The organism is Pueribacillus theae (assembly GCF_003097615.1).
GTDB classification, from domain to species: Bacteria; Bacillota; Bacilli; order Bacillales; family UBA6769; genus Pueribacillus; species Pueribacillus theae.
In genome coordinates this window covers 1-14,560 of sequence record NZ_QCZG01000062.1, presented here as the reverse complement: position 1 = coordinate 14,560, position 14,560 = coordinate 1, and the positions used below count along the sequence as shown (strand labels likewise).

The window sequence follows — 14,560 nt, the reverse complement described above, 5'->3', positions numbered from 1 at the left end:
TGAAGTTGCTTTCTTGGCAAATAATCCCGGACTATGGATGGATCATTGTCACAATTTGGATCATGCGTTAAGAGGGATGACGATGCATGTGGCTTATGAAAATGTATACACTCCTTTCGCGATAGGAACCGAAACGGGTAATAGTCCGGAATAGGATTGATCATGATTACGAATATTCCAAAGAGCTGGCAACATTCGCTTAAATACGGGCAAAAGAGCCGAGATTAAAAAGAAGCAATAAACTCTTGGATTTTTTACTTGAAATGGTTGTTTCGGCTTTCCAGCCATTACTTGAATTCGTCAGGTGTACGTACATTATTATCTAATACAGCGGTATAGATATCGAATCTTGTTACTTGCTTCCCATACTCGGGTCGTACGGACCAAACGGTTTTAATGCTTAAAACAGAGACAATCGCTGCCGGAGTAAGACGATCAGGCATCCTACGAATATGCTGCAAATCGGGTTGTTTTTAAGGCTCATTTACAAACCAAATATTCAGTTCCCATTTGTTTCTGATTTTGGACTCGTAAGTTATACCTAGAAAATAACTATCGGGATAGGCTGGTTCCGTGTTCCAGTTTCCCGTATCGTTGATGAATTTCAAATCCCGAACTTGCGGAGGATTGGACATCAATTGCGAAGCTATTCTGGAAATTGTAGCGATGTTCAACTTAGAACAAACGACTGTAATATCGAGGTATCTAATATCTCCTCAAAAAAAGAATTCGTTTTTTCTCTACTCCTGTGGCAGTGTCCGCCCAGCTACCCCATAGAAGAACAACTCCATCAATTGATCCATACTCCAGGGGGCCCATTCTTGATTCGATGCCTCCCAATACCGGCGCAGTTCATTCTGGAACATCGTGAAGTAACGCATCATCATTTCTTCAGTTTGATCCTTCCGTATATACCCCTCTTGCTTTCCAAGCGCGACAAACTTTTTAAAAAAATGCTCGATCTTCTGTTCACTATAACTGTCCATCATTTGCACCACCCCGCTCAACTTGGAGGATGAGATTTTCGGAAACTCATCCGCTAATATTTTCAAGTTTTTAGCCTCCAGCAGCATAATTTCTTTCGTCTTCTCAGGAAAAGATAACCCGGAATCTAGTATGTCCTCATACTGAGCCAGTTGCTTGTCCATCCAATTTATCAGGGAGTCGGTATAGAGCTGTTCTTTCGTACCGAAGTAATTATATATGGTTGCAGGGGAAACCTTCGCTTTATCCGCAATCTCATTCACGCTGACCTTCTGAAAGCCGTATTTGAAAAATAATTCAATCGATGCGCCGAAGATTTGCTCCATTTTTTTCTGTTTCCGTCGTTCGTAGCCGTTCATCATCTTTCACCTCATATGTAGTGTAACTAAAGTTTTATACCGATTCAATTAAAATAGTACAAAACATATTGAACAATCGAATTTGTCAAGATATAATAGTTTTAGAGTTTAATACTATATAAAGTACATAATTTTATAAAAATAAAACGATTATTGATGATGGGAGTGGCGTGACATGAGACAACTTCGAATTCCTTCTTTTTTGCACGATGTATTTGGTAAAAAACAGTCTGTAGCATCCATTCTGGCGATACTGCTTTTTGGCGGAGCACTGACGGCTGCGTTATATTACAGATTCCCGGAATTGACCGGCCATTTGCCGGCATGGCGCAGCACCCTGGCAATATTATTGATATTCGATGTTTTTGCAGGCTGCATAGCGAATTTTACGGCTTCAACCAGCAACTTTTATGCGGCGCGAAAAACAAATCGGGTTATATTCATTGCGATCCATGTCCATATCGTGCTTATTGCCCTTCTTCTCAATACCAATATTTGGCATTCACTGGGGATATGGGCTTATACGATCATCGGGGCATTTATCGTAAATAGCCTTATCGGAAAGCATTCGCAATTATTCGTAGCGGGCTTGCTTTTGTCTATTGGTCTGGGCTGCATACCTATGCTGCCGGGGATAACGCCTTATATGCTGATCATTGGCGTACTGTTTTTGATGAAAGTATTATTTAGCTTCGCCGTCGATCATTATGGCAAAGCAACACATAACACCATTGAAAAAGTATGAATACATTCATGGGTCATTATGAATATAGTGCCATTTCTTATATTTGATCAGAGATTAAGACTAGGAAAGGAAATAGAAAATATGAGAAGGGCATAAAAAATTCCCCGGAGGTTTCGGGGAATCACTTCCCCAGAAATGATCAATTGGGGATTTTAGAATTGCGATACATATCATTTAGAATTTGAAGAACAGCTTTAATGTCACGGTCATCGCTTGACAAAAACTGATTTATCAATTTTCCAGCGTTTTTTTGAAAAGTATTGTATCCATAATATCTGGGTCGCATATATGCTAGGTCCAACGTTCGGAGAGTTTCCTTAAAAAAATTATTGGAATTTGCGTTAATTTTATCGTCCATCCAAGCCGTACGATAACCCGGTTGTCCTCCGTTTTCAAAGAACAAACCTCGCTGACATTTTTCGCTCGAAACATATTTTACAAAGTTGATTGCCTCTTGCTTATGTTGAGAATAGGAGGATAAGGCAATTCCAACTCCTCCCAAAATGCTCCCTTTTGGCTCCCCGTTGTTAGCAGGTATATTCTTAAAGCTTAGCACATTGGGTGCATATCCCGGTTGTGCATAGTTTGAGTAGCCAAAAATTAATGGAGCATAGATTACCTCATCATCCTCCGCCATGAGATTTAACATTTGGATAGGATCCATTTCAAATGATTTTTTATAAATCACAGGGGCAAGTTCTTTTAGTAAAGTAAGTGCCTTTTCTCCTGCTTCGGAGTTAATTCCGATTGACTCATTCCAGAAATGTTCGCCACCTAAACCGGCACACAAAGTAATAAAACTACAATAAGCATGCGTCGGATTTAGAGGCAAACCAACTTTATAACCTTCAGGTAAAGAATGAATAAAGCGAAACATATCATCCCAGGTTTCAGGTAGCACCATCCCTAATTTTTCAAGTAAATCATTTCGATAAGCTGAAACTTGCGCCGCAGCATCAACAGCCAATGCCCATTGATGTCCATTCCATTCGTAACTTTCATAGCTTTTCCCTACACTGTTTTTCTTTTGATCTTCCAGATACTCCATGGAGAGCCATTTATCCAAAGGCTCTATAACCTTCTTATATACACCCGTTCCTATGAAAGGGTGATCCAAAAGGATTAGATCATACCTTTCCGCCAGAAGTTCTACAGGGTAATCTTCAAAATCCTTAAGTGGCCTAGCATCCCATGAAATATCAATATTTGGATGAGAACGGTGAAATTCGATACTAGCAGCTTTGAGTGGACTGACACCCCGTTCATGATCCCATGTCATCCCTTTAAGACTAACCATTGATTCACCTCCAAAATTCTTTCACTTGCCCAAGAGTTAAGTCAAAACGTTAATTTGATGCTTTCAAAATCGACCCGTTTTTTTGGTTTTTTTGTTGATTATTATTGATTTCATTCAGGCTTAGGTGGGAATTCTCTGGTCCTATTAAAGCGGCAATAAAAGGTAAGATTGAGAAAATCACAATTAATAGAGAGATTACCCAAGTATGCCCATTTGACAAAATCAGGACACCGCTTGCAATTGTAGGAGTTAAACCGCCTATAATCGTTGGAAACTCTCTGCCTACCGCAAAAGCCGTGTAGCGTATCTCTGTGCTGTACAATTCGGTAAACCAGGCAGCTTGCGCAGCAGTAATAGCCCCTTTAAAAATGCAGCTTCCTACAACAATGGATAGCACAATAAGAATCGGGCTTTTCGTATCAAGTAACCAGAAAAGCGGAAAAGCAAATAATGCCGACGCTATCCCTCCTCCCATTATAACAGGCCTTCTTCCCACCTTATCAGAAAGCAAACCCATCAAAGGAATACTGAAAATATTGACAAATCCCAAAGCAGTCAATGAAAGAAGCGTTAGTGATTCCGACATATGAAGGTTACTCACTACATAAGCAACCAGAAACGTCTGAAAGAAATAACCAACTGAATTTTCCGCAGTTGAAGTCATCCAAGCTAAAATGATTCCCTTTGGCGCTGTGCGAATTGCAGTGATGGTTGGGTGTTTCACTCTCTTTTGTTGCTGCTTAGCCTTTTCAAATACTGGAGAATCCTGCAATTTTGCCCTTAAAACCAGGCCAACTATAACCAAAATAATACTTATTACAAATGGAACCCTCCATCCCCATGCCATAAAATCGGATTGCGGTAACATTTTCATTAATCCAAATATACCTGAGGAAAGAAGTATACCAATAGATACGCCGACATACGGAAGAGAAGCATAAAAACCTCTTCTTTTTATTGGTGCGTTTTCTGCAATAGCAATGACTGCTCCGGCATATTCTGAACCAGCGCCAAGGCCTTGCAAAATGCGTAAAAATACCAAGATTAACGGAGCCCAGTATCCAATGGTATTGTATGTCGGAACAAGCCCAATTAGCGTAGAGGCTGTTCCCATCAGCAAAATGGTGATAATAAGCACCTTACTCCTACCAAGCCTGTCCCCTAAGGAGCCAAATATTATACCGCCAATTGGCCTTACAAGAAAACCAATTCCAAACGTTGCCAATGACAGAAGAACACCAACGGAGCCTTCAATGTCCGAAAAAAACAGTTTGTTGAATACTAGTGCTGACATTAATCCATATAAGTTGTAATCATACCATTCTAAAACGCTTCCAATTAAACTAGCCATAATCGTTCGTTTAAAGTTTTTTTCCATTTTAAAAAGCCCCCTTCGTGCTTCGATTAATGAATTGACCACACCTCCCTTTGAAATACCATTATTTACCAATGCTTTTGAACTTTTAGCATATAACAAATTTCAAAGAAAGGCCGTTCAGCATTAAAACAGCCTTGATTTTAAATTTTTTTAACTCCGTTCTTCTACTGGATCCGTTTCATTAAACACAACATTGTTCTTCTTTAACTCCGACACTTGTTCTTGCGAAAACCCGGCTTCATATAAAATCTCATCTGTTTGTTCGCCTATTAATGGAGGATAGTATCGAAACGTTCCAGGCGACTCGGAAAATTTGTACGGTATCCCAAGCAGTTTCAATTTACCCTCAGTCGGATGATCCATTTCTACAATCATTTCATTATGTTTAACTTGTGGATCTTTAATTAAATCGTTATAATCATAAACCGGGCCTGCCCAAAAATTGTATTGATCCAGAATGTCTATCCACTCTTTTGTTGTTTTTTGTGGCAGAATATCGGAAACAATTCTGTAGATTTCATCACGATGAATCATTCCGTCATTCCATTCTGTAAACGAACGTAACCGATCGTTGTCAAGAGCCTCGCCAAGCACATCTATCGGACCGATTGCTAGTGTCATATAGCTGTCTTTTGTTTTATAAACCCCATAAGGCGCAGTTAAAAAAATATTAGCCAAAGGTTCGTTTGTTCGTTCTGGTTTAACGTCTCCAGTTAGATAAACACTTAGCTCTTGAACCTGAAGATCCATAACAGCATTTAACATATTGACTTCTACCTTTTGACCTTTACCTTTTCTTTCCCTATAAAATAAAGCTGCTAATATTCCCTCAAACGCGATATGTGCTGCCGTTGCATCACTTACATACATGCCTAAAGGCAAAGGAGGATCGTTCTTTGTCCCAGTATTCCACATCGCACCACTGTATCCTTGAAGAATTAGGTCTTGGCCCGGTCGTTTGGCATAGGGTCCCGTTTCCCCATATCCTGAAATTGAACAATAAACAATTTGTTCATTTATTTCTGATACACTTTTATAATCAATATTTAATCGTTCAGCAACCCCCGGTCGAAAGTTATGAATAATCACATCTGCTTTTTTAATTAGTCGCTTCATAATTTCCTTACTTTCTTCGGTTTTCAAGTTTATGGATAAACTTCTTTTATTTCGATTAAAAGAAATAAAAGAAGAATTTAATTTGTTCACCCAAGCATTTGCAGCTGGCCGAGTTCGGTGCCATTCGCCATCCCCTGTCGGTTCAATCTTTATAACTTCAGCGCCCATATCACCTAATTTTTGAGCTGCAAAAGGCCCCGACATCGCTAATGAAAAATCTAAAACTTTAATCCCGTCTAATGCTCCACTATCTTTCATCATTCTTTTCTCCTCCATTGTACATTTTGTTATTTTTCTTTAACCTGCCGCTTTTCAATCATTTGAAGATCGTGAATAATGGCAACGGATTCATTTTTTTGATTCTTAACCTTATATTCAAATGTGACAACGCCAAACTCTTCGTTGCGTTCTTTCTTGTCAAGAACTTTCACCTCAAGAAAAATCGTATCTCCAGGACAAACCGGTCTTAAGAAACGGATTTTATCATACCCATAATGTGCTATTTTTAGCCGTTGTGAAACGACATCTCTTAATACAAATCCATCAACAATTCCAATCGTTAAAGCACCCGGTACAACAATTTTTCCAAAAGGGTGTTGTTTGCAATACTCGGCATCCACATGCGCAGGATGACTGGCGTCCGTTGCCCCAAAAAACATTCGAATATCCGAATCTGTAACAGTTCTTCCTGTTGTTGTAAAAATTTCTCCAACATTATAATCGTCCCAGTAACGATCTACTCCCATAAAAAACACTCCTTTTTTCGTATATATGAAATTAAAATCATATATATGTTTTATTGTTATTTCTAAATTACAATAGATCCAACTGGCTGTCAATAGGAAATGGCAGGGAATTACCCTTTGGAAATAAAGGGATTAGACGTTTTCCCTATTCTTTTAAAAGAGTTGTTGCAAACTAAATTAAGATAAGTTATCTTTATATTTGGTGTATAATTCATATATATAAAACGAAAAGGAGTTGAGTCAGTTGAAAAACCAAAAGCCAAAGAGTATCGTCCCGTCAGTTAATAAAGCAATCGATATTATTTTGTTACTTAGCCAAAGTCCTGATCTTTCAATGAAAGAAATTGCAGAGACACTTGAGTTACCCTCAAGCACATGCTTCAATATACTCACAACGTTAGAATACAGAGGATTCATAAAGAAAAATGACAAATCGCTTGGCTATAGTTTAGGCCTGTCTATCATGAGGCTTGGTTTACAAGTTTACGAAAACATAGACATACGGAAAATCGCACTCCCTATTATGAAAGAGTTAACATCCATCCATAATGAAACTTGTTATTTGGCTACATTAGCTCCTTCAAAGTTAGAAGGATTCATTATCGAACGTGTTGAAAGTTCAAAGACATTAGTCGTCCTCTTGCCAGTTGGAGATAAAGTCCCTTTATATGCCACCGCAACAGGGAAATCACTTTTATCTGGATTTTCTGAGGAAGACCTTACTTTTTATTTAAACAATGTAGAATTGTCAGCTTTTTCTACGAAAACCATTATTACTGAAGAACAATTAAGAGAGGAATTAGAACAGATTCGAAGAAAGGGATATGCAACTACGCATAACGAACTGGGTGACGGAGCCAGTGCTATTAGCTGTCCTATTAAAGATTATGAAGGTAATATAATAGCAGCTATTAGTTTGTCAGGCCCAACTCAAAGGATGGTTACCCAATTCCCAGCAATGATACAGGATGTTCAAGAGGCTGCTAATAAAATTTCCAGATCACTGCAATAGAAAACATTTCGATAAAAAGCATAAGAAAGGGGATTCCAAGTTTATTAATACCATTTGGAATCCCCTTCAAATTAACTCAACTTTCTATTCACTTCGCCGCCATTATTACGGCTTAACAAAAACCGTTTTGATTGAGGTGAAGAATTCCTTGGCAGCTTCTCCTTGTTCCCGAGAACCTGAACTTGAATCTTTCATGCCGCCAAACGGAGCCTGCAGCTCTACGCCAGCTGTTTCAAAGTTCACCCGAACCAATCCGGCGTCGATCTCATCAATAAACTCAAAGGCGTTCTCAATATTTTTTGTAAAAATTGAAGCACTGAGACCGAATGATACATCGTTTGCCAGTTCCAAAGCTTTTTGAATCGTATCAACCTTAATCAGGGCTAATACAGGACCGAAAATTTCTTCCTGGGCAATGGCCATATCAGATTTGACGTTTTCAAAGATTGTCGGCTCGACGAAATATCCGTTTTGTAATTCAGGATCTTTTGGTCGATTTCCGCCTAACACGAGTGTTGCACCTTCTGCTTTCCCTTTTTCAATGTAAGAAAGCACGGTATTTAATTGGCCTTCGTTCGCACTGGGACCCATATACACATTTTCTTTCATCCCATCGCCTAACGTAAGCTCTTTTGTCCTTGCTATCAATCTTTCTTTGAAACGTTCATAGATTCCTTCCTGTACAATCACCCGGCTCGTTGCCGTACATTTCTGCCCGGTGGAACTGAGACCTCCGCTAATTGTCGCTTCAACAGCCGCATCCACATCTGCATCATCCGCAATGATAATCGGGTTTTTACCGCCCATTTCCAACTGATATTTTGCTCCTCTGGCAATCGCACCTTCGGCTACTAGCTTTCCTGTTTGGTTCGATCCCGTAAAAGAAATGCCGTTAATATCCGGATGGTGAATCATCCTGTTGCCAACAACCGAACCTCTTCCCGTAACCAGGTTCACAACACCGGCAGGAAATCCGGCTTCTTCCATACATTCAATAACTTTGACCGCTGTAACAGCCGTGTCCTCGGCTGGTTTGATCACAACCGTGTTTCCATAAATCAATGCAGGTGCCATTTTCCAAATTGGTATGGCCACTGGGAAATTCCAAGGTGTAATAAGTCCGACAACACCTAAAGGTACGCGATCTGTATACATGAGTGCCTTGCTGTCAGTCGCAGGGATGACATCACCTGTTTTACGCATGCCTTCTCCGGCATAATAACGTAAAATGGCGATTCCTCTTGCTGTTTCACCTTTGGCTTCAGGAAAAGTTTTTCCCATTTCCCTTGTCATCGTTTCCGCAATTTCATCCAAACGGCTTTCCATTATATTCGCTGCTTTGTACAGATAATTCCCTCTGGCAGCACCCGTCAGCTTTCGCCAGCTTTTTTTTGCCAGTTTCGCTGCTTCAACTGCCTGATCCACGTCTTCCTCTGAAGATATTTGCACATATCCTACAATCTCATCTTTGTTTGCAGGGTTTGTACTTGGCTTGACCTTTTCCGTAGAAGAACTCAGCCACTTTCCACCAATAAAGTTTTTGTAGGTTTTTACAGTTTCCTGAACGGTCATTTTTTAATCACCTTTCCTTATTAATAATTGCTATTAAACCAACCTATGATGGTTGTTGAACCTGGCTTTTTACGGGATTATTCAAAATGCCGATTCCCGGGATTTCAATTTCAATCCTGTCCCCATCTAATAAAGTAAAATCATGTGGAGGAACAATACACGTTCCCGTTAAAAGAACCGTGCCGTCAAATACTGTATTCTCCCTGACAAGATACGAAACAAGTTCCCCGAGTTCCCGCTTCAACTGGCTCGTACTTGCCGAATCTTCGAATACCTTTGACCCCCCACGATAAATTCGGCAGATGATTTGAAATTGATAAGGATCATCGACGGTTTCCGCCAGACGAATCGCGGGACCGATAGAACAAGAATTTTTCCAAATTTTCGCTTGAGGAAGATAAAGAGGATTTTCCCCTTCAATATCACGGCAACTCATATCATTACCGATAGTGTATCCTATGACTTCCCCTTCGCGGTTCAAAACCATGCCCAATTCCGGCTCTGGGATCTGCCAATTGGAATCGCTTCTTAAATAAACCTCCTTGTCCGGCCCAATCGTACGAGCCGCCGAAGATTTAAAAAAAAGTTCCGGTCTCTCTGCATCATACACTTTGTCGTAAAAGGTTGAGGCGTTTAATTTGCCGCCGGTAGCTTCATAGTTTCTTTCATCACGGCTTTTTTCATACGTTACGCCTGCTGCCCAAACTTCAGGCGCTTCGATTGGAACGAGTAATGTGAGGTCTTTAAGCTCAGCTTCCAAAGGAAGTGACAGTTGAATGAATTCCTGAACTAGAGCCAGGGCTGTCACATTTTTTTGTTTCGCTTTCTCTACCATTGTTAACAGGTCTTTGTAAGGCAGCTCAAATACTTGGTTTTCGTCAGTGAGAGCCGCCAATTGCGGCGTGCCATTTCCATTTAAAAAACGAATAATCCGCATGCTCATCCTCCATTTGTTTTATAATATAGAACGACGTTCTTGAAAAAGTATAAAAAAAAATTTAACTGCTTAAAACTTTATGCTGATACCCCATTTGTCTTGAAATATCATCCCCCACCTGCTTTAATTTTGGAACAATCTTATCTATTTCTTCATCATTGAGACGAGGTGAAGGCATGGAAATACTTACCGCCGCAATAACCTCTTCCAAATGATTCCGAATTGGAACAGCGATGCAAGACACTGCAGGCTCGTTTTCTTCGCGATCGATGGCATATCCTTCTTTTTTTACCTGATCCAATTCTTTCAGAAAATCTTTTTCGTTTGTGATTGTATTAGGTGTTTGCTTCTTATAAATATATCCTTTCAATATCTGCTTTAATTCTTCTTTCTTTTTAAAAGCAAGTAACACTTTACCTACGGAGCTGCAATGTAAAGAAACTCTTCTTCCGACTCGTGAGTACAAAATCGTTGCCGAGGTCCCTTCCACCTTATCGATATAGACGCCTTCATTCCCATCCTGGATCACAAGATGAAGTGTATACCCCGTTTTCATTGAAAGTTCAAGCAAATACTTTCTCGCAACGGTGCGAATGTCCAAGTGACTGGTGACAAGATTCCCCCGTTCCAACAACTTCATCCCGAGCTTGTACTTGCCGCCGTCCTCATCCTGATCAATATAATGATGCTTTTGAAGGGTCTTCAAAAGGGAATGTACCGTACTCTTATTCAACCTCATCAGACTGCTGATTTCTGTAATTTTCAACTCTGTCGTATGTTCGTCAAACAAATCCAAGATACGAAGAGCCCTGTCTACAGACTGAATAATTGGCATAAGCATCCCATTCCTTGTTTTATATTATAAAACTAAGTTTTGAATAATGACTTTAAGTTAATATTACTAAAAATGAAAACACCCTGTCAATTGATTTAAACAAAAATATGAGTCTATCAAAATTGCCGAAGCAATCTCCTATTCTGTCCATTAAAGAAACTGAAAAGTTGGCAAGACCCGCATTTGGATTATTTATCTAAAAAAATGACTGATGTGGTCCTTGTGATGATGTGATTTGCACCAGGTATGCGGATAAAGTTAATATTGGGGACTTTCTCATATAACTTGAGACGCCAATTCTGTTTCGCAAAGCGATACCCTTAATTTTAAGGGGATATAAATGCCCCACCAATTACTTATATATCTCGGAAGTAATACATAAGATGGGTTAAAAGCTTCATATCTGTTTCGGAAAATGATGAAAGCCCCTTATCAATATTGAAGAAATGTCAATTATATGCAGACAGAAGTCCGAGGTTGCACATTCTGCGAATGTCGGGAGTCTATCTATATAGAAGGAGGACGCCAATATGGGAAAGAAATTCCCAAGTTTTACTTCTCCGCATTTTTTAAAACAACATATCCTTGATACGGTTAACTTTTATGCACCTAGATGTATAGATAACGTTAACGGTGGATATATAAACTGCTTTCTTGATGATGGAACAATATGTGATTTTGAAACAAGGCAGCTTGTAGGCCAAGCAAGATTTGTGTATGTTTTCAGTGTGGCATGGATGCTGAGTCATTCGGAAGAATACCGGCGGAAGGCAGAGCACGGAATTTCATTTCTATGGTATCATCAACGAGACCATACGCACGGCGGGTATTATTGGAAATTGAAGGGCCAGGCCGTAACTGAATCAACGAAAAAAGCCTACGGCCATGCTTTTGTTCTGTTGGCCGCCGCTACGGCAGCCAAAGCGGGAATATCGTCCGCTGTTCCCATGATAGCCGATACATTCGATGTATTGGAACGCTATTTTTGGAGAGAAGAAGATGGGCTTTACCTCGATGAAATGTCATTTGACTGGTCCAAAATATCGCCTTACCGCGGTCAGAACGCCAATATGCATCTATGCGAAGCAATGATGGCGGCGTATGAAGCAACCGGAAATAAACTTTATCTTGAGCGGGCGAAGCGCATTGCTGAATCGGTGATGTTTCGTCTTCTTTCTCAATCAGGATCTCTCATTTGGGAGCATTACTATGAAGACTGGACAATCAACTGGACCTACAACTATGGTAATACAAAAAGCGAACTGCGTCCCTATGGGTTTATTTTTGGCCATTCGATTGAATGGAGCAAGCTGTTGTTGCGTCTTGAGCAGCTTGATCCTAGCGGTTGGCGTGTACCAAGAGCAAAATCCTTATTTCAGAACGCTCTATGCTTAGGTTTAAATCGTGAGTATGGAGGCATTTGCTTTAGCATGGCTCCCAATGGAATCATCATCGATTTTAACAAATATTACTGGGTCATGGCAGAGGCATTAGGGGCATCGGCCCTGTGGGCAGTGTTCAATCGTAGCGAACCGCACTTGTATAATGACCTATTTGCCTATATCTGGACATATTTTGTCGATCAAGAAAGAGGGGGGTGGTATCAGCTGTTAAATAATACGAATCACCGTTACAGCAATATAAAAAGCCCCCCTCCCAAAACAGATTATCATCCCATTACGAATTGCCTCACCGCATTAACCTGTTTTTCTAATCACAATTACGAAGCGACAAAACCACCACCGTTAACATGAATAGTCTGACCCGTAATATAAGAACCGTCACTTGAAGCAAGCAAGACATAGACAGGGGCCAGTTCGTATGGCTGACCGGCTCGTTTCATTGGCACGTCGTTCCCAAACGTTTTAACCATATCAGGTGAAAAGGTCGCGGGAATCAGCGGCGTCCAAATCGGTCCAGGAGCAACAGCGTTCACCCGAATGCCCTTGTCGACAACGTTATTTGCAAGCGCCCGTGTAAAGCTTACAATCGCTCCTTTCGTCGTCGTATAATCGATCAAATCCTTTCGGCCAATATACGCATTAATTGAAGTTGTATTAATGATACTGCCTCCTGCAGTCATATGAGGAAGCGCCGCCTTTGTCATGTAAAAAAAAGGATGGATATTTGTGTCGAATGTTGTATGCCACTGTTCATCGCTTATATCCAAAAAACGATTTTGAATAAATTGAACCGCTAAATTATTGACTAGAACGTCAATTCTGCCAAACGTTCCGAGCGTACGGGAAATCACCTCCTTGCAGTGCTCTTTACTGCGCAAATCGCCTGGAACCAAAAGACATCGTTGACCCAATTTCTCAATGGCTTGCTTTGTTTCTATAGCATCTGCATGTTCATCAAAATAGGCTAGGACTAGATTTGCCCCTTCTTTCGCAAACGCTACCGCTACAGCTCTGCCAATTCCACTGTCGCCCCCGCTGATGATTGCCACCCGGCCCTTCATTTTTCCAGTTCCAATATAGTGAGGATTATCATAGATCGGCCGGGGAATCATTAAATATTCCAATCCCGGCTGTCTGGCTTGCTGTTGGGGCGGAAAGGCAATTGAAACCTCTTCACATTTTATTTCAGTTCCATAATAGGAATGCTTTGAGTCCATCGTACCACCTCATTATCTTCTTTTTTCTTTAATTCAGGGTAAAATCAATGTTAGTGGTTTTTTTCGATCAGTTTTATTATGAAAAGGTAGGAGCAGGTAATTCATCGATTTTTATACGCAGTAAACTATAAGGTTTTTGCCTTAGGTCCTTGCCATAATGAAATCTTGCCTGCCGATGTAATTGGTTCACAGTGACATACAAGTATTGATCCGGGCCAATCGAAAAAGTATCCGGCCATAAAATTCTTGGATCATGTGCAATGGTTTCCATTATCCCATTCGGCAATATCTTTCGAATACTGTTGTTTTCATAGTCTCCGGCATAAACGTTTCCTTTTGCATCGGTAATCATTCCATCAGACGCACCTTTTTCTCCCCAATACGCCACATGATAAAGTAAATCGATATCCGGTATCGTTCTGTCCCGCAGGGCATCTGTTGAAATCGAGAACAAATGGCGGCTGGTTAGTGGACAAAAAAATAAAATCTTTCCATCGGGAGAAATGGCTATACCATCCGACGCCCCTCTATAGAGAGAAGTTGAGCCATCTTTGTTTCGATTCATCAAAATTGCACCTTCTACTTTCGGTAAAAAATAGGGATCGGGTGAAGTTGGTTTTGCTCCATTTAACCGTCTGAATGCGATACCACTTTCTAAATCTACGACGATAATAGCTCCTGGTCCTTTGGAAGACGAATCCGTAATATAGGCATAGCCTGCTTTTCCAACCCGAAAATCAAATCGGACATCATTCAAATACGTCGTTGGAAGGACAACGTCTTCTGCAAAGGTATATACTTTTCTGATTGTATTGGTTTTTAAATCAACAGCGACTAATTTTGCTCCCCCTTTAATCGGTTCAGAAAAGTTTGGCGCCGCTGTATCTAACACCAGCCTTGAAGAGTAAAAATTCTTCGAGATAATTCCCCCCTAAATTTTGATAAATATGGGATAATTT

At 40.3% G+C, this 14,560-nt stretch carries 13 protein-coding genes and 1 pseudogene; 4 read left to right on the top strand and 10 right to left on the bottom strand.

Going from position 1 to position 14,560, the window contains the following annotated elements; all coding sequences use genetic code 11:
• Positions 1–13: 13 nt before the first annotated feature.
• Complete coding sequence (locus DCC39_RS19700; RefSeq protein ID WP_276309936.1) at positions 14–154, top strand: multicopper oxidase domain-containing protein; 141 nt, start codon at positions 14–16, stop codon at positions 152–154.
• A gap of 586 nt (positions 155–740) precedes the next feature.
• On the opposite strand, the gene DCC39_RS17695 is transcribed toward DCC39_RS19700, so the two are convergent.
• Positions 741–1,343, bottom strand: a complete 603-nt coding sequence (locus DCC39_RS17695; protein WP_116556219.1) for a TetR/AcrR family transcriptional regulator — start codon at positions 1,341–1,343, stop codon at positions 741–743.
• A gap of 175 nt (positions 1,344–1,518) precedes the next feature.
• Between DCC39_RS17695 and DCC39_RS17690 the strand changes: the two genes are divergently transcribed.
• Positions 1,519–2,088 carry a hypothetical protein gene (locus DCC39_RS17690; protein ID WP_116556218.1) on the top strand — a complete coding sequence of 190 codons (570 nt, stop codon included), beginning with the start codon at positions 1,519–1,521 and terminating at the stop codon, positions 2,086–2,088.
• A 139-nt stretch (positions 2,089–2,227) separates the two neighbouring features.
• Here the strand turns inward: DCC39_RS17690 and DCC39_RS17685 are convergent, their stop codons facing one another.
• From DCC39_RS17685 to DCC39_RS17670, 4 genes are all read right to left on the bottom strand, one after another.
• Positions 2,228–3,385, bottom strand: coding sequence for an ABC transporter substrate-binding protein (locus DCC39_RS17685; RefSeq protein ID WP_116556217.1), 1,158 nt, complete (start codon positions 3,383–3,385; stop codon positions 2,228–2,230).
• Positions 3,386–3,434: 49 nt separating this feature from the next.
• Positions 3,435–4,763 (bottom strand): MFS transporter, encoded by a 1,329-nt coding sequence (locus tag DCC39_RS17680; protein ID WP_116556216.1) that lies wholly within the window; start codon positions 4,761–4,763, stop codon positions 3,435–3,437.
• A gap of 150 nt (positions 4,764–4,913) precedes the next feature.
• On the bottom strand, positions 4,914–6,140 hold the full coding sequence (locus DCC39_RS17675) for a CaiB/BaiF CoA transferase family protein (RefSeq protein WP_205948542.1): 1,227 nt from the start codon (positions 6,138–6,140) through the stop codon (positions 4,914–4,916).
• A 26-nt stretch (positions 6,141–6,166) separates the two neighbouring features.
• Positions 6,167–6,625 (bottom strand): MaoC family dehydratase, encoded by a 459-nt coding sequence (locus DCC39_RS17670; protein WP_116556215.1) that lies wholly within the window; start codon positions 6,623–6,625, stop codon positions 6,167–6,169.
• 244 nt (positions 6,626–6,869) lie between these two features.
• On the opposite strand from DCC39_RS17670, the gene DCC39_RS17665 reads away from it, so the two are divergent.
• Positions 6,870–7,637, top strand: a complete 768-nt coding sequence (locus tag DCC39_RS17665) for an IclR family transcriptional regulator (RefSeq protein ID WP_165820925.1) — start codon at positions 6,870–6,872, stop codon at positions 7,635–7,637.
• A 105-nt stretch (positions 7,638–7,742) separates the two neighbouring features.
• Here DCC39_RS17665 and gucD read toward each other — a convergent pair whose 3' ends face one another.
• The 3 genes from gucD to DCC39_RS17650 form a co-directional block, all read right to left on the bottom strand.
• On the bottom strand, positions 7,743–9,209 hold the full coding sequence (gucD, locus tag DCC39_RS17660) for an alpha-ketoglutaric semialdehyde dehydrogenase GucD (protein WP_116556213.1): 1,467 nt from the start codon (positions 9,207–9,209) through the stop codon (positions 7,743–7,745).
• A gap of 43 nt (positions 9,210–9,252) precedes the next feature.
• The gene (locus DCC39_RS17655) at positions 9,253–10,146 is read right to left on the bottom strand and encodes a fumarylacetoacetate hydrolase family protein (protein WP_116556212.1); all 894 of its coding nucleotides are present in this window, start codon (positions 10,144–10,146) and stop codon (positions 9,253–9,255) included.
• Between the two features lie 61 nt (positions 10,147–10,207).
• Positions 10,208–10,981: an IclR family transcriptional regulator gene (locus DCC39_RS17650; RefSeq protein ID WP_116556211.1), complete on the bottom strand. Its 774-nt coding sequence runs from the start codon at positions 10,979–10,981 to the stop codon at positions 10,208–10,210.
• Between the two features lie 530 nt (positions 10,982–11,511).
• Here DCC39_RS17650 and DCC39_RS17645 point away from each other — a divergent pair.
• A complete protein-coding gene (locus DCC39_RS17645; protein WP_116556210.1) occupies positions 11,512–12,735 on the top strand; it encodes an AGE family epimerase/isomerase in 1,224 nt (407 codons plus the stop codon).
• On the opposite strand, the gene DCC39_RS17640 is transcribed toward DCC39_RS17645, so the two are convergent.
• A complete protein-coding gene (locus tag DCC39_RS17640) occupies positions 12,702–13,601 on the bottom strand; it encodes an SDR family oxidoreductase (protein ID WP_116556209.1) in 900 nt (299 codons plus the stop codon). The two genes, DCC39_RS17645 and DCC39_RS17640, sit on opposite strands and share 34 nt — an antisense overlap.
• Positions 13,602–13,677: 76 nt before the next feature.
• Positions 13,678–14,493, bottom strand: a pseudogene (locus tag DCC39_RS17635) (L-dopachrome tautomerase-related protein); the annotation flags it as partial.
• Positions 14,494–14,560: the final 67 nt, after the last annotated feature.

Excerpts from the sequence above, each read along its gene's own strand:
- DCC39_RS17695 (WP_116556219.1), bottom strand. The coding sequence starts at position 1,343 with ATGAACGGCTACGAACGACGGAAACAGAAAAAAATGGAGCAAATCTTC.
- DCC39_RS17690 (WP_116556218.1), top strand. The coding sequence starts at position 1,519 with ATGAGACAACTTCGAATTCCTTCTTTTTTGCACGATGTATTTGGTAAA.
- DCC39_RS17685 (WP_116556217.1), bottom strand. The coding sequence starts at position 3,385 with ATGGTTAGTCTTAAAGGGATGACATGGGATCATGAACGGGGTGTCAGT.
- DCC39_RS17680 (WP_116556216.1), bottom strand. The coding sequence starts at position 4,763 with ATGGAAAAAAACTTTAAACGAACGATTATGGCTAGTTTAATTGGAAGC.
- DCC39_RS17675 (WP_205948542.1), bottom strand. The coding sequence starts at position 6,140 with ATGATGAAAGATAGTGGAGCATTAGACGGGATTAAAGTTTTAGATTTT.
- DCC39_RS17670 (WP_116556215.1), bottom strand. The coding sequence starts at position 6,625 with ATGGGAGTAGATCGTTACTGGGACGATTATAATGTTGGAGAAATTTTT.
- gucD (WP_116556213.1), bottom strand. The coding sequence starts at position 9,209 with ATGACCGTTCAGGAAACTGTAAAAACCTACAAAAACTTTATTGGTGGA.
- DCC39_RS17655 (WP_116556212.1), bottom strand. The coding sequence starts at position 10,146 with ATGCGGATTATTCGTTTTTTAAATGGAAATGGCACGCCGCAATTGGCG.
- DCC39_RS17650 (WP_116556211.1), bottom strand. The coding sequence starts at position 10,981 with ATGCCAATTATTCAGTCTGTAGACAGGGCTCTTCGTATCTTGGATTTG.
- DCC39_RS17645 (WP_116556210.1), top strand. The coding sequence starts at position 11,512 with ATGGGAAAGAAATTCCCAAGTTTTACTTCTCCGCATTTTTTAAAACAA.
- DCC39_RS17640 (WP_116556209.1), bottom strand. The coding sequence starts at position 13,601 with ATGGACTCAAAGCATTCCTATTATGGAACTGAAATAAAATGTGAAGAG.